Origin of the sequence: Nitrospirillum guaranorum (assembly GCF_034653275.1) — a bacterium.
In the GTDB taxonomy this organism is placed as follows: Bacteria; Pseudomonadota; Alphaproteobacteria; order Azospirillales; family Azospirillaceae; genus Nitrospirillum.
In genome coordinates this window covers 302430-320735 of the sequence record NZ_JAYEES010000002.1, presented here as the reverse complement: position 1 = coordinate 320735, position 18306 = coordinate 302430, and the positions used below count along the sequence as shown (strand labels likewise).

General features: G+C 63.1%; 12 protein-coding genes. 6 read left to right on the top strand and 6 right to left on the bottom strand.

From position 1 onward, the window contains the following. Window positions 1-166 precede the first annotated feature (166 nt). Complete coding sequence (locus UAJ10_RS07205; protein WP_322914704.1) at window positions 167-3355, bottom strand: TonB-dependent receptor; 3189 nt, start codon at window positions 3353-3355, stop codon at window positions 167-169. A gap of 803 nt (window positions 3356-4158) precedes the next feature. On the opposite strand from UAJ10_RS07205, the gene UAJ10_RS07200 reads away from it, so the two are divergent. Then, window positions 4159-5172, top strand: a complete 1014-nt coding sequence (locus tag UAJ10_RS07200; RefSeq protein ID WP_322914703.1) for a site-specific integrase — start codon at window positions 4159-4161, stop codon at window positions 5170-5172. 18 nt (window positions 5173-5190) lie between these two features. Here UAJ10_RS07200 and UAJ10_RS07195 read toward each other — a convergent pair whose 3' ends face one another. After that, on the bottom strand, window positions 5191-6438 hold the full coding sequence (locus UAJ10_RS07195; protein WP_322914702.1) for a hypothetical protein: 1248 nt from the start codon (window positions 6436-6438) through the stop codon (window positions 5191-5193). Between the two features lie 315 nt (window positions 6439-6753). Then, a complete protein-coding gene (locus UAJ10_RS07190; RefSeq protein ID WP_322914701.1) occupies window positions 6754-7011 on the bottom strand; it encodes a helix-turn-helix domain-containing protein in 258 nt (85 codons plus the stop codon). An 81-nt stretch (window positions 7012-7092) separates the two neighbouring features. Between UAJ10_RS07190 and UAJ10_RS07185 the strand changes: the two genes are divergently transcribed. The 5 genes from UAJ10_RS07185 (at window position 7093) to UAJ10_RS07165 (ending at window position 12373) form a co-directional block, all read left to right on the top strand. Next, window positions 7093-7458: a hypothetical protein gene (locus tag UAJ10_RS07185; protein WP_322914700.1), complete on the top strand. Its 366-nt coding sequence runs from the start codon at window positions 7093-7095 to the stop codon at window positions 7456-7458. 527 nt (window positions 7459-7985) lie between these two features. Beyond that, window positions 7986-8576, top strand: coding sequence for a hypothetical protein (locus UAJ10_RS07180; protein WP_322914699.1), 591 nt, complete (start codon window positions 7986-7988; stop codon window positions 8574-8576). Next, on the top strand, window positions 8566-10578 hold the full coding sequence (locus tag UAJ10_RS07175) for a DDE-type integrase/transposase/recombinase (RefSeq protein WP_322914698.1): 2013 nt from the start codon (window positions 8566-8568) through the stop codon (window positions 10576-10578). Before UAJ10_RS07180 ends, UAJ10_RS07175 begins: the two co-directional genes overlap by 11 nt. Then, window positions 10575-11471, top strand: coding sequence for an ATP-binding protein (locus UAJ10_RS07170; RefSeq protein ID WP_322914697.1), 897 nt, complete (start codon window positions 10575-10577; stop codon window positions 11469-11471). The genes UAJ10_RS07175 and UAJ10_RS07170 overlap by 4 nt, the downstream gene beginning before the upstream one ends. Further along, entirely contained in the window at window positions 11471-12373 is a 903-nt protein-coding gene (locus tag UAJ10_RS07165) for a TniQ family protein (RefSeq protein ID WP_322914696.1), read from the top strand. The genes UAJ10_RS07170 and UAJ10_RS07165 overlap by 1 nt, the downstream gene beginning before the upstream one ends. Before the next feature lie 79 nt (window positions 12374-12452). Here UAJ10_RS07165 and UAJ10_RS07160 read toward each other — a convergent pair whose 3' ends face one another. The 3 genes from UAJ10_RS07160 to UAJ10_RS07150 all read right to left on the bottom strand — a co-directional run bounded on the left by UAJ10_RS07160 (window position 12453) and on the right by UAJ10_RS07150 (window position 18290). Then, window positions 12453-12815 carry a helix-turn-helix domain-containing protein gene (locus tag UAJ10_RS07160; RefSeq protein ID WP_322914695.1) on the bottom strand — a complete coding sequence of 121 codons (363 nt, stop codon included), beginning with the start codon at window positions 12813-12815 and terminating at the stop codon, window positions 12453-12455. A gap of 314 nt (window positions 12816-13129) precedes the next feature. Continuing rightward, window positions 13130-13615 (bottom strand): hypothetical protein, encoded by a 486-nt coding sequence (locus UAJ10_RS07155; RefSeq protein ID WP_322914694.1) that lies wholly within the window; start codon window positions 13613-13615, stop codon window positions 13130-13132. A 268-nt stretch (window positions 13616-13883) separates the two neighbouring features. Beyond that, window positions 13884-18290 carry a DUF3320 domain-containing protein gene (locus UAJ10_RS07150; RefSeq protein ID WP_322914693.1) on the bottom strand — a complete coding sequence of 1469 codons (4407 nt, stop codon included), beginning with the start codon at window positions 18288-18290 and terminating at the stop codon, window positions 13884-13886. Window positions 18291-18306: the final 16 nt, after the last annotated feature.

Sequence of the window (18306 nt, the reverse complement as noted above, 5' to 3'; positions counted from 1 at the left end):
TATGCGCAAAGAAGGGAGATCAAGAAGAAGGCCCGGGGAAACGGCCAAACCCGGCCACCCCCCCGGCAACAAGGGCCCTTCGGAAAGCAGGTACTGGAAAGGCCCCCGGTTTCTGCGGGATCCGGCCCGGCGTCGCCGCCGGACCGGGCCCCGCAGCTCATGGGCATCAGCCGCCGAACTTGAACCGGCCGCCCAACATGAAGCGGCGACCCGCGTTCACGTAGGTGAAGGGCTGGTTCTTGAACTGCAGGTAGGTCTCCTGGGACTCATCGGTCAGGTTGATGGCCTCGAAGGTGATGCCGAACTCAGGCGTGAACTGGTAGGCGATCTGGGCGTCCAGCTGGCCGTAGGGCCGGCTGAACACGCCATAGGTCACCGACTTGTTGGTGGTGGCGTCCAGGATGGCGAAGGTGGAGCCGATGGCGTCACCGTTCACGGCGCTGGACCGCCAACTGTAGGACAGGCGGGCTTCCAGGCCGCCCTTCTGATAGTAGGTCTGCGCTGTCAGGGCGTGCAGCGACACGCCGGGGATGGGCAGGTCCTGGGCGAAGTCGGTGTGGGTGGACGAGGTGGACAGCGAGTAGGTGTAGTTGGCGTTGAAGCCGACGCCGAAGTCGAAGGCGTACTGCGCCCCGATTTCGAAGCCCTTGATGCTGCCGCCGGCGCCGTTGCTGGGGGCGGTGAAGCCCGCGGTGCTGCCGCCGAAATCGTCCATCACGGTGATGGAGGTGGTCTGCGTCTGGATGAAGGTGTCGATGGACTTGTAGAAGCCGCCGAACGTCAGCGCACCCTGTTCACCGAAGTACCATTCGTAGCTGACGTCGATCTGGGTGGCGCGGAAGGGGTCCAGGTTCGGGTTGCCGCCGCTGCCGCCCACGAAGGCGAAGCCCTGCTTGCCCGCCGTGTTGGTCTCACGGGTGAAGTTGTACTGCGCGCCGCGGCCCAGGTCATAGGGGCTGGGCGGGGACATGACGCGGGCGGCGGAGAAGCGGACCTTCTGGTCCGTCGCCACGTCCAGCACCAGGTTCATGCTGGGCAGGACGTCGGTGTAGTGCCGTTCCGCCGTGACGACGTCCGGGTTGGTGATGGCGTTGGAGCCGTCCCAGGATTCGTCGGAGATGTAGATGGGGTTGGCGGGCAGGGCGCCGGCCGTCACCTTCTGCACCGTGTCGACTATGCGGGCGCCGATGTTCAGGTGGAAGCGATCCTCCTTGCTGCCCATGTCGGCCATGGCGTAGCCGGAGACGCGCTGGCTTTCGATGACGAAGGAGTTGATGGGGTCGCGCACCATCTTGCCCGGGAACTGCGGGAAATTGCCCTGCAGCCACTGCACCGGGTTCTGCATCTGGGACAGGTTCTGCACCAGGATGCTGTTGCCCGCGTTGCCGGTGGGGAAGAAGTTGTTGACCAGCTGCGCCCGGTTGGGGGCCGTCAGCGCCGTCTGGGCGGGAATGACCGGCGGGGTCTGCGACGGGGCGCCGCTGGCACCGACGAAGTTGCCGCCCGGGCTGGCGCCGGTGGCGGCGTTGGTCATGCCCTCGTTCAGGATGGCCGGGTCCATGTAGTACCCGTAGGTGCCATAGCAGGTGCCGTTGCTGCAGTACCCGGTCTGGCCGGCCGAGGACTTGTCCAGCTCATAGTGCGACAGGCTGTAGTTGATCTTGTCGTCGGTGTAGCGCACGCCGGCGGTGAAGGTGGTCTTGATCGCCTTGATGAAGTCGGCGTCGTACTCGCCATCCGCGTGGCCGGACCACAGATCGTCCTTGGAGTGGATGTTCCACGCCCAGGCCGACTTGAAGACGGCGTTGTTGGGGTTGCTGATCAGGTCGGCGTACGGCGCGTTGTACGACACCGACGGCAGCGTGCCGTTGTTGACATAGTTGAAGGAATAGGCCGGGCCGTGGCTGACCGGGCTGCTGCCGCCGGGGGCCGAGGGGTTCAGCGGGGCGTTGCAATAGCCGTTGGGGCTGGTGGCGCAGGGTTGGGCGGCGTTGTACTGCGAATACTCCACGTCCTGCTGCGCGCTGTCGGAATTGTATTCCGAGGTGGCGTAAGCGACCTTGAACTTGGCGCGGAACGGCCCGCCGTTGTCCCACTTGCCGCCGAAGTGGAAGTTGTCGGCCGTGAGGTGGACGTTCTGCACGTCGCTGTCGCCTTCAGCACCCAGGGCGCGGATGGTGGCCGACTTGATGACGCCGTTGCTGTCGATGCTGTAGGGCTGGCTGGGGTCGATGCCCAGGCCCAGGCCGTTCGAGTTGAACCACAGCTTGTTCGACGCTTCCTGGGTCAGGATGTCGTAGGTGGAGTGCAGCCAGTCGGCGTTCAGGGTCAGGCTGTCGGTGACGGCGTAGTCGATGCCCAGCTGGCCGCTGATGCGGGTGCGGTCGGTGTCGCGGTCGGTGAAGTACAGCAGCTCGGGCGAGATGTATTTCTGCGGGATGGTCGCCATCGGGTTGGTGGAGGTGCCGGCCGCCGGCTCGATGGCCCAGCCGCTGCGGTTCTGGCCCTGCATCATGTCGGAGTGGGTATCGGTCTCGGAGTACGAGAACGCCGCCGTGATGCCGATCTTGTTGTTGAAGTTGTAGGTGCCGACGATGGCGCCGACGGGGGTCCAGTCCTCCATGCGGGCGTGCTCGCCCGTGGTCATGCGGAAGTTGCCGCCCACGGTCCAGCCCTGCGGGGTGTCCAGGGCCGAGCGGGTCTTCAGGTTGATGATGCCGCCCATGCCGCCCTCGACCAGGCTGGCCTGCGGCGACTTGTAGACGTCCACGCCGGCGATCAGGTCGGACGGGATGGCTTCCAGCGAGTTGGTGGCGGTGTTGCCGCCGCCACCGGAACCCTCACCGCTGGCGTAGGCTTCCAGGCCGGACAGGAAGGGCTCGTCGTTCAGCACCGTGACGTTCTGGCTCAGGCCGCGGATGCGCACCCGGGTGCCCTGGCCGTTGTCGCGGTCGATCTGCACGCCTGACAGGCGTTGCAGCGATTCCGCGATGTCCTGGTCGGGCATCTTGCCCATGTCTTCGGCGGTGACGGATTCGATGATCAGGTTCGACTGGCGCTTGTTTTCCAGCGCGTCGGCCAGCGACTTGCGGAACCCGGTGACGATGATTTCCTCAACGCCGCCGCCCTGCCCGGCCGGGGTGGCCTGGGGGGCGGCCTCCGGGGGGCGGCTTGCGGATCGGGCGCCGCCGGCTGCGTGCTCTGGGCGAGGGCGGTGGGCGCGGCCAGGGTGGCAGCCAAGGCGGCGCAGGAGGCGGCACCCATCAACAGCCGCCGTAACATCTTCAACTCTCCGTACATGCGAGTTCCCTCCCTGGGGGGTATTCGTGGATGCGCGGGCCCGGCCGCTGGCCACGGTTCCCGCCCGCAACCCACGGTTTAGGGTGCGCGCCAGGGAACGGCACAGCGCTGCTGTCCGGTCGCGACGGATCTACCTGATACTGGAATAGGGGTATGCCGATCTGACAGTCGGCTGAACCCCGTCCCCTCCCGTTACCGGGAAAGGTCAGCCAGTGCTAACTGTAGTGTGTATGTCCATGACAGGGTCGGCGGATTTCTTGCGCGCTCATGTCTCTATCCTCCCGAGTTGTATTTATTTTTTACTGAGACTTAGGCTCAACCTTACTGAGCGCCGGCGATATATTATTTACAAATCTCCCCATCGCGCCGCCCGCGATTGGGTCGCGAGCGGCAGGCGGGGACCTGCCGGGTGTCAGCCCTGTTATTAATAGTTGCGTTGACAGCGTTGTCAAATCATTTCTATTTTTTGATTTTCTTAATGACGATTGTCCCCCAACACATAAAGTGGCCATCCAACGCATAAGATGGCCAAACCTCCATCACATAAAGTGGCCAAGCGTTGAAATCGCTGGGGAATTTCGGTGTGGCCAGAGAGGGTGCGGGGATAATTTATGCACGCCTCTTCCCGCGTCGTGCAGGCGCGGGGGGCTGCCGGTGACCGCCTGCCGAAGCGTCTGTCGGGACCCGGGCCCAACGTGAAGGGGGGCACCCTGGTTCGCGCTTAAGGATCGGGTCCGATGGCGGATCATCGCTGGAAGGGCGGCCAAAAGACGCCATCTCGGTTTAGGTCCGATAAGTAGCTTTATCGTGCTTTAATGCGATCGTCGCCTTTGGGTTCATTCATATCGCGTTAACGCCATGGCCGAGCCGCCCGCCCTCGTCAGTCTGGAAACCGGCCTGTTCGGGCAACTGCAGGTGCCGGCGGCTGGGCGTGATCCGGCCGATCTGGCGGCGCTGTCCGGTCGGGCCGCCGTCTATGCCGCCCATGCCCGTGCCGACAATACCCGGCTGGCCTACCGCAAGGCCTGGGCGGCCTACACCACCTGGTGCCGGGGGCTGGGTTTCCTGCCGGTCAGCGGCGACCCGGTGGTGGTGGGGCTCTATCTCACGGCAGCGGCCGACCGCGGCCTGGCGGTGTCCACCCTACGGGTCCACCTGGCCGCCATCATCGCCGCCCATCGCCTGGGCGGCCTGGCGCTGGACGTGCGCCATCCCGGCATCTCCGCCATCATGCGCGGCATCGAGCGCACCAAGGGCCGGGCGCCCCGCCGGCAGGCGGCCCCGGTGCTGCCGCTGTTCCTGAAAGCCATGGTGACGGGGCTCCCTGACAATCCAGCCGGGCGGCGGGATCGCGCCCTGCTGTTGCTGGGCTTCGGTGCCGCCACCCGCCGGTCGGAGCTGGTGGCCCTGGACCGGGCGGACGTGGAAATCCATCCCCAGGGGGTGACGGTGCTGTTCCGTCGCTCCAAGACTGACCAGGTGGGGGAGGGGCGGCGGGTGGCCATCCACCAGGCGGTCGATCCTGCCGTCTGCGTCCGCCGCGCCTTGGCAGCCTGGCTGGAGGTACGCTCGGCCGAGATGGGGCCGCTGTTCGTGCGCATTCGCAAGTCTGGCATCGTCACCGGGGAGCGGCTGGCCGACGCTTTCGTTGGGCGGCTGCTGAAGCGCTTGGCGGCAGGTGCCGACCTCAATCCCGCGCTCTACTCCGGCCACAGCCTGCGCGCCGGCTTGGCCACCTCCGCCGCCATCCGCGGCGCCACCATTGATCGTATCATGCGCCAGACCGGCCATCGCTCCTATGACGCCGCCCGCCGCTACGTGCGCGATGCCGAGCTGTGGCGGGACAACGTCACCGAGGGGCTGGTCGACTAACGCACAGGGGATCAGCGCTTATTGTATGCTGTTTGTGGCTATCGTTTTCCAAGGGCCGCGTACGCGCAGGCTGTCAGCCTTGAGTAGTTTACCCCGTCGAATGATCGCCTCTTCGCTAGCCGAACGGAGTGCCTGGTGCGGGTCAACGGCGCCGTCTGGCCCAACAATGGACAGTAGGGAAATCACTCGGATCGTCTGGTGCTTAGTCAGGCGCAGCGCCGCCCGTGCCGCAGCCACCCAGGCCCAGGCTGCCCCGGACGAATCGGCGCGGACGACAAGTTCTTCCTTGGAATAATTCCCCTCCCGGAAAGTGACCCGCCATTCTTGTCCCTCACCAGTCCAGCCAGCATCCAGAAACTCCCGCCGCAGGGCGAGCTGTAGGGAAAGCGCTCGGGACGCGTTCCATTTGTTTTCTGGCGCGAACGAGAAGTAAGGTAAGTCAAACCCAATATTGAGCCGGGGCTCGGGGCAGAGAGCGGTGAAGTGCGGCGTATCTTCCGAAACCCTAGCACGATGGAGCATTAAGAACGTCCGGTCGATGGACGCCAGCATCGGAGCAGCGCCCAGAGCGCGAATACGGCCATCCAGCTCGAGGAATATCTGACATGCCTCTTCCGCCCTCGCAGCAACTTCTGCTCGCATCTCCCCGTTCAACGGGAATTCAGGAGGAAAGCAAGCGGCGACCCAGTCGATAATATCGTCGGGTCGTGTGTTTCGAACCACCAGTTTTCTTTTCCCTGGAACTGTGATCTCCACCCCTATCCGGGTCAATCGCTTGGTATCATCGTTGTATATTGGGGCGGGAGGCATTTTATAGAGAGGCCGTACGGCGGCATCGAACTTTTGGACCAATTCCATGGAGGCATCAAGCCAAGCGGCATCTTCGTCAGTCAGCCTTAGATCCAGCTTATCGACAGATGGCCAGTGAAGGCTCATGACGTTGCCGGTGGGGGCCAGTGCTTCCAGGATGCCGATAGCGTTGCTCTCGTCGATGCTGAATCCGGCGACCAGAAGCGCGATCTGATGCTTTTGGCGAGCCGTGGCGTCCTCAGGCGTCAACATCTGGTCAGGAACACCCTGTTCCGGTGTTTTGCGCGTGACTTGGACCAGCTCTGCCCAGTTGTCGTAGCCCATCAGCCCGGCCACCAGTTCCTGGGCGCGAGACAATTTAAGATCAAAGCCCATCAACTCAACGATCTCTACGAGCTTCTTTGCCTTCTTTTTGGCAGCGGAGTCGGTAAGGAGACGGTAGGTGTACTGGTGCATGGCTTCCTCCATGACAATGTAAAGCCGACCCGCACGGAAGTGGGTACGGTCCCGATTGCTCAGGGATGGCCGGAAGCCTTCGTCGCGATGACCGGGTGTCACCACACCCGTAGGTAAAATCGTAAATTGAACAAGCTGAGCCGGCAAGCGTCAGTTCTTTGTCCTTTTGCGGATAACGTTGCACTCCGGCGGTCCCCTCATCTGCCGCCAAGGGCCCTGCTGCCGAAGCTGGGGATATGCAGCATGAAGTTATGTGCTGATGCCGAGCTGTGACGGGACAATGTCACCGGGGGGCGCGGTACTACCGCCTGGGGGTCAGCGCTTGGGGCCGGTGAGGTCCGTCATCAACTGGTCGAGGAAGGCGCCAGGCGCCATCCCCAGGGCTTGGCAATACCGGACATAGTCCAGGACATCGAGCCGGCGCTCGGAGCGCTCGAATTTGGAGAGCTGGGACTGGTCAGTGCCCATGCGCTGGGCCACCTCGCCTTGGGTCAGGCCCTGGGCTCTGCGGCATGCGATCAAGCCGTAGATGATACGACGGTACTCCTCGCCATGCCTGTCCCGGTTGCCCACGCGCCGCCTCTTCGCTTCCCGGTCCAGCGAATAGGCCGTACTGTCCTAATAGGGCGAATTGACCTTTCGGGAGGCGAGGCGATGGGCTCGGAAGCACAGGCCGACGTCGAGATGGCGCTGCTGGTGATCGATACCGTGACCGTGGAAATCCCTATCCAGCGGACGGTTGCCGAGGCCGTGGCCCGCCAGGTCAACGCCGGGATTCCTCTCATCGTACAGGACGGTGGCCAGGTGCTGTCCGAGGTGCTGCTGGCCGCGCTGGTCCGGGACTTCAAGCCGCCTTCCCGGGCCCAGCTCCGTTTTGCCCGGGCGATCGCCCAGCGGCTGGGGCTGATGATGTCGCTCGAGGTGTTCAACAGCCACGACGCCTGCAGCAGGTTTATCTCACAGCACGTGGATACCTACCGCCGGCTCACAGTATCCGGGCGGGGAGTGAAGCCGCGATAGTTCTGAAATATCCTGGGTGTCGTGGAATGAGTGTGTATTGTTTTAATTAGAAGAATGCGGAATAAGGACAGAATAACTCGCGGTAGCTCAGTAAATATGAGCTATGAATCGAATGTTCGCACAACGTATTAAATTTCTATCAAGCACAGATTAACCTATGGTAGCTTGCTATTTCTGTAAATATTTTGGTACATGAAATAAAATCTTGAATCTATCCGAGAATTCAGGATCATTTATAGTTCAGGTGAATCTGGAGGAGGCCATCATGCGATGATGCCAGAAATTAAGAAGCCCTGAGGTTTCGCGGCAACGAAACCTCAGGGCTTTCTTTGCACTCACATATTCCGGGATTGGTACAGCCCTTACCCGTGCAAGCGAACGTCTTGAAGATAGCGCAGTGCGTCTATCTGTTCAAGCCGTAACGGGAGAGGTTTTGCCGGTCCTCCGCAACAGGAGGAGCCGAGATGGCCAAATCGTCTGCGGCCTCCCTCCCCAAAACGCGCCCCGGCGGGCGTGGGGGAAGAGGCTTGCCCTTCAATCTGAAAGAGCGCTTCGCCAGCGTCAAAGCTGGCCGTGCGTTCTCCTGTTACACGTGGCTGGAGGTCAGCGCCCTCCGGGACTTAGAGACCGATCCGTCGGCGGAATTCCTTGAGGGTCGCCCCCCACTGCCGGCGGGCGACTTTGGGGTTCCTCGCCAGCTGGTCGCGAATGTCGTTATCGGAAACCGGTGCCGGGGTCGCCGCCTGGTGCTGCTGGCCCGCAACCGGGAAGAGGCTGACCCGCACCTGGAGCCGCTGCGTGCGCTGGCGATCCGCCTCGGATTGGATGGAGCTCATGCCTACATTCAGGACGAGCGCTCCAGTCGCGCTAGGCTGGCCAACATCGCGCTGTTGCTCAACACGCGGGGCCACACAGTGGAGCCGCGCAACCGCCTGCAGCTGATGCTGGGCGTGGCCAGTGGGAAGGCCTTTGGCGCCTTGCTGGGGTTCAGCCGGAGCTTGGATCCCCGGCGCGACATTCTGGCCCTCTGCCGCGACGGCACATTGACCTTCGACCTCGATGTGGTGCTCACCCCCGAAACCCTGATCCGGCAATGGGAGGGCGGCGATGAGCAATGAGCTTGCCTCCGTGAAGCCCGGCCTTCCGCTCTACTTGGACGCGGAGCCGATGACGGTGCGGTCCGTCGGGGAGGAGCGGGTGTTGCTGCGTTCGGACACCTTCCTGACGCCGCGATCCTTGTCGCTTGAACGGTTCAATGAACTCCATGCGATCGGCCGGTTGGTGATTCCGGTGGAGCGGGAGCTGACGGCGGCCGCCGAGCGGGCGCGGCTGATCACCATCGCTTTCGCCGCCTATTCCTCCCGCCAGCAGTCTCTCGCTCGGAAATGCTACGAGTATGTCCGGGCTTATGATGCGCTGCCCTCAGGGACACGATCCGAAAATGCCGCGCTGGCCCTGGCCCTTGTCGCGGACCGGCAGGATGATCGATCTCCCCCCGGTGAGCGAACGGTACGCCGCTGGCACGCGACGTGGATGCGGCACGGGCGGTCGCTGCAGGCACTGGTTCCTCTTGTGCAGCGGCGTGGCCGTCGGGAGCCCAGGCTGCATCCGGTCGCCCAGTCCTTAATGATGGCGGCTATCCATGAGCACCTCGTGGATGGCAACGCCCCCATTGCCGCTGCCTACCGGGCCGTAAACGCCACAATCGCTTCCCACAACGAACAATTCGACGAGCAGATCCCGGAAGTAGGCGAGATGACCGTCTACCGGGCGTGTTGGGGGCTCTGCCGTTATACCCAGGTAGTGATGGAGAAAGGCCGGCGGGCCGCCCGTCGCGCCTTCGCCTCGGTCACCGTGGGGAAACGGCCGACCCGGATGAACGAGGTGTGGGAGGTCGATCATACGCTGAACGACCTCATACTCTTTGATGAGCGGCTGAGCCTGCTGCTGGGACGCCCCTGGATCACCGTTATCCTGGACAGTTACACCCGCGTTGTCGTCGGCTTCTACATTGGCTTTGAGCCGCCCAGCTATCTCAGCGTCATGCTGGCGTTGCGACACGCCCTGTCGCCCAAGGACTACGTCCGAGAGCTGTATCCGGAAATCCGGTGTCCTTACGTGGGTGGTGGATGCTGCGAGCGTCTGCGGACAGACCGCGGCGCGGAGTTCACCGGCGAAAGTTTGCTGGACGCCTTGCGCTCACTCTTTATTGACCACGACCCCTGTCCGCCGGACCAGCCCTGGTACAAGGGCCGGGTCGAGCGCTGGTTCGGAACGCTGCGCAGCCGGTTTGTCCAAACCCTACCCGGCAACACCGTCGATGCGCGGGAGAGGAAGGAGGATCCAGCCCAGCGCGCCTGCATCGGCTATCGCGACTTCGTCCGGTTCTTCCACCGCTGGCTCATCGATGACTATCACCAGAGCCTGCACGCCGGCCTCAACATGTCGCCGGCCATGGCCTGGAACCTGGCCTTGGCCCGGGAGGGCGGCGCCCTTCCACGGCCGGCGCCGGGGAGCGCTGAATTGAAATGCCTGACGGGGGTGGCGATCGAGTGCACACCCCAGCGCTACGGCATCAAATGGAAGCGCCTTATCTGGCAAACGCCCCGGTTCGCGGCCATCCGCGGCGCGCTGCCGGCGGGCACGAAGATCAAGGTGAAAGTCGATCCCCTCGACCTGGGTGAGGTGGAATTCTTCGATCCTCTCGTCCAGGCATGGCAGCCCGCGCCATCTATCGACCCCGAATACACCCGGGGCCTCACCCTCTACCAGCACCGCCTGATCCTCGAACTGGCCCGCAAGACGGCCAAGGATGGGGCTGCCGTCACCATGGCGGACCTGCTGCGCTGCCGGGCGGAGATGGCTGCCGAGGTGAGGATGCTGGACGCAAAGCGCATCAAGGATGCCAAGACGGCTTTGCGCTATTGCCACCCGGCACGAGAGGGCATGGCCGGCCTAATCGTCGACTTCGCGGACAAGATGGAAACCCTGCCGCGCTGGATGGCCCAGGAGGACGGAATTCCTGAAGCCATTAAGGACGCTGGGGAGGTCGATCCGCCTCCTGCCTGGAAAATCGTCAGCACTACCGTCGCCATTGACCCGAGCAGGAGCGCATCATGACCCTCATATCCAGTGAAATCGCCGAGATCGCCAAGCACCTGAAGCAGCTGCATATTTCTCATCCGGCAGCGGACGATGCCAAGACGGGCTTCGATTGGATCATGAACTACGGCCGACTGGGGCGCAGTTCCTCCGCGATGCTCCTTTCAGGGCCGCCGGGTTCGGGAAAGACCTCCACTGTCCATTCTTGGATGGCAGGATATCAACCGATACGGGGAGCACAGGCAGACGAAAGGCCCGTTGCCTATGCCAAGATCACCGGTGGGTCGGTGACATACCGAAGTATTGCCATGGATCTACTCAATGCGTTTCAAGAAGACCCGATTATTGTGCGTCGAGATACCCAGCAGACCCTGCGGCAGCGGATCGCATATTATGCTCGGGTTCTCAAGACGTCGGTTCTCTTCGTTGATGAGGCGCAACTGATCGTTAGCTCTCACAATCAGAAAGTCATCCGGGAAATAACCGAATGGCTCAAAACCCTCCTGAATGACGTTGAGTCCGGGTTTGTATTCTGCGGCTCCGATGGTTTCACCGACTTGTTCAAGACAAATACGTCGCTCCATCGGCGCTGCCGTGTGGCAGTGGAAATGGCCCCCTATGGCCGTCGCAGTGAGGAATACGCATCCTTCCTTGCAACCTGGGAGCATCATGCGACGGTGCTCAAGCCTATCGGTTTGCCTGATCCGTATTGGTCGCACCGCCTGCACGTGGCCACCGATGGCTTTATCGGCATTACCGCGGACCTTCTGTGTGACGCTGCGATCCATGCCCTGGAACACGGCGCCGGAGCCATTCGCCTGGAAGACCTAGCTGCGGTCCATGAGCGCCGCTTTCCCGGTTCGACGCTCAAAAAGACCAATCCATTTTTGCCAGAATCTGGGGCTCGGTGATGCGCTTCGTTATTCGTCCCCGGCCCGAGCCCGGGGAATGCCTGGCTGGCTACGCGCGGCGTGCCATCCTGGCAAATGGATATGCTGAAACGGGCGAAGTCGTCGGTCGCCTCATTGGGAACCCCTATTTTTTCAATCGCTCCCAGATTGGTCGTGGTCCGATCATCGCATTCCTGGACGCACTGGAGGTCAATCATAAGCTATATCCTCATCTCGTTCCCCAAGCTGAACGAGGTGGACACATTCTTTACGGCCTGGATTACCTGGAACGCGAGCTATTCAACTTCTCACATCGTCGAATATGCCCGCGATGTTTCGATGAATCGCCGATACATTTACACGCCTGGCAGTATGCTCTGATGCAGGTTTGCCCCAAACATGATCTGTTCCTGATTAAGCAATGTGTTTGCGGGGATCCACTGATGTGGCACCGCTACGAACGCTGTATCTGTGGCCGCCGTCTCGGGCTCCTGCCGGCAAAAGAGGCGGGTGGGCGCTTGCATACCCTGGCGCAAGAGCTGCTGGATCGCGCCATCGGGAACTCGACCGTTCACCCGGATCTACGCCCCATGCCGTTGCAGGAGCTGTTGCGCGTGGCGCTGGTGTTGGGACAGACGGACTATATCAGTGCCACCCTTTATACTGGACGTAATTGGCCTCGCGCCATTGACCTGCATGGGGCTGATGCTGGCATGTCCATCCTTCGAAGCGGTTACAATGCCTTCAAGGCCAAGGCCTATTCGGTCAGTGGGCGTTCATACCCTCGGGGTTTCTTTGATCACAGCGGGGCGAGTGTCAGAATTGCCCGAAGCCTGCTGAGAGTATCACAGGATCAGAAATTTAGGTCCTGGTGCCACGGGCTCATTGCCAACGCCCCGCAGCCTCTCGATTTGGACTCTTAAAGAAATCCTGGGCCTCGACAGCATGGGTTATCCTAAACCAACCTGTGCTGCCGAGCGCTCTTCTTCTTGGAGGGCCGGCTTACTTCCTCAGGGGAACCAACAAATCCAACGAGACCGACAACGCCGCCGCTATTCTGGCCATGGCGCTCAGGCTTCCAGGTTTGAGCCCGCGTTCGATCTCGGAAATATAGGTCCTGCCAACGCCAGCCCGGAGGGCGAGTTCCTGTATGGAAAGATCGCGATGTTCCCGGAAGACCGTGACGGGATGTGTGCCTTCTGTGAGGCGATCCAGCACCTCTTCTGGGAACGCCTCTGTCTCACCCAACACCAGCTTCGCCGTGATGGCATTGGCGTCAACCAGGTCGCCCGCATCGGTAAGCAAGTCCAGGAGCGCTTCATAATCGGACCGGCGGATGGTCACGCTATCGGCTGATTCTGCCATGGGCACGATGCTTGGAGGGCGCATCCCGATGTCCTCGTCATAATGGAGGGGCTGTCACAGCGGACGAGATTAAGCGACGCCATGATAAGGCACATTGAGGCGCTGCAATTGCGCTTCGGGCAGTCTATCACCAAGTCGGCACCATGTGGACTGCCCCGGGGTACGTTGGTGAATAGGCCGACCTCATCCCCCGTGGGTCGCCTCACTTAACTGACTGATTTATTGGCATTTGATGGACGTGAAATCCCAAATCACCGGCTAAAGAATCCCAATTTGCCGTCAGCGGCGTGCCACCGCCGTCCCCGGTGTGCGCTTCAGTGAGTCACGGGAGCTTTCCAATAGGCCCAGGTACCGAAGGCAACGCTTATGGGCGTCCAAGGTATATGGAGCGCGCGCGTCACTCTCCCCATCAGGTCCCTGGGCCGGCCGTCGCGATGGAACCGCAACAGGCAAGCGCGCCCTTCATTCCCGTCGTCCCCCATGACCTGGACGATTTGGATGCATCGCCGGTTACACGAGAGGCGCCATTGCCCGGCCCTGACCTCCCGGCCACCACCCGCTTTCACTCGCACCTGCTTTTCGCCATCAAGCTGCACATCGCCCACACCTGCGGCAAAACCACCTTGGGAAGCCGGGCCGCTGAAGGTGCCCTCAAAGCTGAACTTGGCAATGCCCGTCGCTGGTAACAAGCGGTGCAATTCGGCCGCGTCACGGGACGAAAAAACATCTTCCTCGCCGAAGACGATGCGATCTACCAGCGCGCCAATAACCAACCTCTGACTGATCGATAACTCTGACATGGCGCGTGAACTTACCCCTTAGTCGCGATTGGCGTGGCCTCGGTAATTCACTTGAAGTGGATCTGTCTGGCAACTCTGCGAACAAATTCTGGCTGCTAAATTGCGTCTTGGTAGCGGACAACGGCCTGGAGACCCTGCCCAAGCTGGCCGATTATGCGGTGACGTGCGGCCGTTGCTCCTCGGCCAGTCTATCGCCAAGTCGGCACCACGTTGACTGCCCTGGGGGCCGTTGGGGGCCGGCAATCGCAATTTTACCGCACGGACCATCCTAATCCCTGATGTGGCCGGTGATCGGCTTGGCCATGGCCAAGCGCTCCCGTGCCGCCGAACTCAGGCGGCGGATGCCGAGACGACGGGCGGCGTCGGTCAGCGGATCCTCGACGTCGGCGCAGGACCGGATGACGGCGGAGAGCTCTGGCAGCGCGATATCCTCAATGGAGCGAACATCCAGCCCGGAATAAGGAAGCCGGGCTTGTTCCCAGGCGCCGGGGGCCATCGCGTCGGCCCAGACGAAGGCGGCGCCGGTATGCTCGATCTCAACATGGGCGACGCCTCGGGCGATCGAGAGTACCCGTTCACGGATCAGGCGGCCGGACCGCTTGAACCCGTGAGCCCGCGCGATACGCTCAACAAGGGCGTTGTCGCGGATGGGCGCCTCCGTCGCCACGACATGCAGGATCATGTCCTTCAGGTGAGGGAGGTAGTCTGGCTCTTGGAATTTCTCCGGGTCGATGGTGGTCATGTGGTCGAAACTGGCGCAGCGGTAGTCCCCGCCGAACAGCTCCGGTTCGTCCGACGCGTCCTCCGACGAGGGCGTGTCATCCGGCGCTTCTGCAACGTCCTCCGCCGTGATGGCGTCAGGTGCCGGAGGGGGGCCCTCGGCTTCCGCCGCCTTTGCCGCTGCCTTCGCGCGCGACTGTTCCAGGGCGGCGGACAGTTCGGCGTGGAGCCGATCCAGCGCCCCTTGCTGATCAATCCACCATTCGGTGCACCACACCCGGGTGAGCGCCCAACCCAAGCTTTTCAGCACCGCCTCCCTAACCTTGTCGCGGTCCCGCGCTGTGGCGGCGCTGTGATAGGAGGCGCCATCGCATTCCACACCGATCAGATAGTCGCCGGGCCGATCCGGGTGCACCACGCCGAGGTCGATGCGGAAGCGGGACACGCCGATTTGTGGCACGACGGTCCATCCCCGCTCGCGCAATCCGCGAGCCACCGCGTGCTCAAAGGGGGAGTTGAAGCCACCGGTGGAACCGGTGACGGCCTCACCCAGGGCCCGCGGGCCGCGCTCCGCATATTCCAGAAAATGCCGCAAGTCGCGTACGGCGTCCGAGTTGGTGCGGTTGAGGTCGATCAGGTTGGGTGGGAAGGAGGTGAAGATCATCATCTCCCGCCGTGCCCGGGTGACGGCGACATTGAGGCGCCGCCAGCCGCCGGCGCGGTTAAGGGGCCCGAAATTCATTGACATGACGGGCGCGTCCGGCGTTTCCGGCCCATAAGCGATGCCCAGCAGGATCACGTCCCGCTCGTCGCCTTGAACCGTTTCCAGGTTCTTGACCACCACGGGTTCCGGCACGTCTTCGGCGAAATACGGTTCCAACGCCGGATAACGCCGCCGGGCGCGATCCAGCAGGTCTTCGATCAGCTTTTGCTGCTCCGAATTCAGGGTGATGACGGCCAGCGTCAGGCGGTTGCCTTTTTCATCGACGAAGCCGGGGTCCAGCAGGCGACGGACGGCCTCCTCGACCACCGCTTCGGCCTCCACCTGGTTCGACCGGGCCTTGCCGCGGGACCAGGCACCCGACACCTGTCGCCATGTCACCATCGTGTCCCGCGTCACCGGAGCGGGAAAGGTGATCAGGTCGCCGTCATAGTAGCGGTGGTTGGAAAAGGCGATGAGGCTCTCATGCCGGCTGCGGTAGTGCCAGGCCAGGCGGCGCTGTGGCAGGCGCGCGCCGAGGCATTCTTCCAGGATGCTTTCCTGGTCGGCCTCGACCTCGCTGTCGTCTTCCTCTGCGCTCGCGCCGCGATCGAAGAAGCTGGTGGGCGGCATTTGCTTTGGGTCGCCTGCCACCACCACCTGGCGGCCCCGGGCGATGGCTCCCACCGCGTCCCAAGGCGTGATCTGCGAGGCTTCGTCGAAGATCACCAGGTCAAATGGCGGCGCGTCCGGCGGCAGGTATTGCGCCACGGACAGGGGGCTCATCAGCAGACAGGGCGTCAGCGTCGTCAGGGCCGCTCCCATCTCAGCCACCAACTGGCGCACCGGCTTGTGACGCTTCTGCAGCTTCAACTGATGCGCCAGGGCGCCGAAGCCGGGAGGCTGCGCCTTGCCGTCCTTGAGTGGAATCCCGCTGGCAATGCGGGCACGAATGTATAGCTGGGTCAGCGCGCCGAACTCCTGGTCCAGGGTGCGGAAGCGGCTGATGGTGTCACTATGCTCGGCGATGTTGAAATCGCGGACCACGCTCTCGGCATCAATGGTCCGCTCCGCCCACCAGCGGGCATAGGCGACGTCGAAGGCATCGGCGGCGCCACCGGGCGGGATGGCGCCGGCTTCCATGGCCCTCACCAAGCTCTCAAGGCCCTGGTCGACCGCCGATTGCCGTATCCGCTGCCAGGCCGTCCAGGCGTTCAACTGGGAAGCCCGCGCTGAAATAGCGGACTCCATGGCCTGGCAGTGGCTCAGCAGATCGGGATCGTCGATGGGTGCCAGGGCCTTCGCCGCCCGTTCGAAGGTGTCCTTTGCGTCCAGGAAAGCCGCGTGGGCGTCAAGGTAGCGCTGACCGGCCCTGCCGATGCTGCCCTCGGGCGCCAGCAAATCATTGGCGTCCACGCACAGGCGCCGTAGGGCACCGCGCAAACCGATGAGCTGGTCCGGCGTATGGGCCGCGCTGACGATGGCCGAGCGCAAGACGGTGGCCGCCTTCAGTGTCCGGTCCAGGCGGTCCAGATCGGTCGTCACGCCAGCCCAGCCGGGCAAGGCCGACAGCTGCGCCAATGCGTCCAACTGCTGAAGCAGCCCTTGCAGATGACGCAGACGGGGCAAGTCTTTATCAGGATCCGCAACCCCGGTGGGGTCAAGGCGCTTGACCAGCGCCTTCTTCTTCATGGTCGAGAGGGGCCAGATCGCCGCGTTCGCGGCAGCCCACTCGGCATCCAGCTCCGCCAGCGGCAGCGCCTTGACGATGGTGGGCTCCTGCGGCCGGGATAGCTGTGCCGCTTCATCCCGATAGGCACGTACCAGGGGCAGCGCCCGGGCACCCTGGTCGAGTATTTGCGCCGCTTCCGGGCTGAAGGCGAACGCCAGATCCAGGCCGCTGACCTGCTGCAGGGCCCGTGCCAATGTCGCGGCGGCGGCCAGGCCGCGTTGGTCGCTGGCGATGTCAATACCCAGTGCCTGGGCCAACGGGGCGCGGGCATCACTGAGAGCGATGGCCGCCTTTGCCAGCACGGCGACCGCCGCCAGCAATTCCGCCTGCCAGGCGTTGGACCATTCGCCCTGGGCGATGTGGCCGAAGGCGGCCAAGTTGCCGGGGGATGCCGTCGCGCGATGCAGGTCCAGCTTACGGGTCGTATCCCGCAGGTGTTCCAGATCCGCTTCGCTATGGTCGGCACCCGTCGTCCAGTCCAGCCGGAACGCTTGCGTCGCGCCGTCCCGCACCACCCGGCCGATGGCGTTGTAGAGCGTCAGGCCGTTGGGCCGCCGCCTGTGCAAGGCCCGCACCAGCTGGTTCAGCTGGTCGCGGCTCATCTTGAGTTCGGCGGCACGCCGGCGCCATGTTTCCGCTGGCGATTCCTCCACGGTACTCCAGGCGGAATCCAGTTGCCTCAGCACATCCTGCTTGGAGGCCTTGTTGCTGTGAAGCTCCAGGCAGAACGGCCCCAGGCCATGGGCGACAAGCCGGCGGTGGACCACGTCTAGCGCGGCGCGCTTCTCCGCCACAAACAGCACCTTGCGGCCCAGCGCCAGGTTGTGGGCGATCATATTGGCGATGGTTTGGGACTTGCCGGTGCCGGGCGGACCATCCAGGACGAAGTCGCACCCCCGGGCCGATCCCACCACGGCCGCCAACTGCGAAGAATCAGCCGCCAAGGGGGCGAACAGGTCCTCCGGGGCGACGATCTCATCCAGGTCCTGGGGCCGGGGCGGCTCCTCCCCGCTTTCATAGGGCTCGCGCGGTGTTTCCAGCAGGTGGCGGACGACGGGGTTGCGTTTCAGCGCCTCGGTCCGGTCGACCAAATCCTTCCACATGAGGTATTTGGCGAAGGAGAAGGTGCCGAGGATGACATCCTCGACCACCTCAAACCCGGGCGTGTCGCGCACCGCCCGGCGAACCAAGTTCCAGATGCGCGGCACGTCGATACCGGATGCGTCGGTCGGCAGGGGGCCCGCCAATTCTGGGATGTCGAGTTCGAAGTCCTGCCGCAGCATCTGCAGCAGCGTCAAATTGAAGCGCGGCTCATCCTCGTGGACGGAGAGTTTCACTCCCGAGCGCACGCTTCGCCGTTCCAATTTGACCGGCAGCAGGATCAGGGGTGCCCGATAACTTCGTGTGTCGCTCCCGGACTTTTTCCAGACCAGGAAGCCCACGGCCAGGAACAGGGTGTTGGCCCCGCCTTCCGCCATGTCCAGCTGGGTCTTGCGGTACAGCTCCACCAGTTGGGCATCCAACTTTTCCGCCGGCAGC

What these genes read in the sequence shown, in the direction of transcription:
- UAJ10_RS07200 (WP_322914703.1), top strand. Translation starts at nt 4,159, where the DNA reads ATGGCCGAGCCGCCCGCCCTCGTCAGTCTGGAAACCGGCCTGTTCGGG.
- UAJ10_RS07195 (WP_322914702.1), bottom strand. Translation starts at nt 6,438, where the DNA reads ATGCACCAGTACACCTACCGTCTCCTTACCGACTCCGCTGCCAAAAAG.
- UAJ10_RS07185 (WP_322914700.1), top strand. Translation starts at nt 7,093, where the DNA reads ATGGGCTCGGAAGCACAGGCCGACGTCGAGATGGCGCTGCTGGTGATC.
- UAJ10_RS07175 (WP_322914698.1), top strand. Translation starts at nt 8,566, where the DNA reads ATGAGCAATGAGCTTGCCTCCGTGAAGCCCGGCCTTCCGCTCTACTTG.
- UAJ10_RS07170 (WP_322914697.1), top strand. Translation starts at nt 10,575, where the DNA reads ATGACCCTCATATCCAGTGAAATCGCCGAGATCGCCAAGCACCTGAAG.
- UAJ10_RS07165 (WP_322914696.1), top strand. Translation starts at nt 11,471, where the DNA reads ATGCGCTTCGTTATTCGTCCCCGGCCCGAGCCCGGGGAATGCCTGGCT.
- UAJ10_RS07160 (WP_322914695.1), bottom strand. Translation starts at nt 12,815, where the DNA reads ATGGCAGAATCAGCCGATAGCGTGACCATCCGCCGGTCCGATTATGAA.
- UAJ10_RS07155 (WP_322914694.1), bottom strand. Translation starts at nt 13,615, where the DNA reads ATGTCAGAGTTATCGATCAGTCAGAGGTTGGTTATTGGCGCGCTGGTA.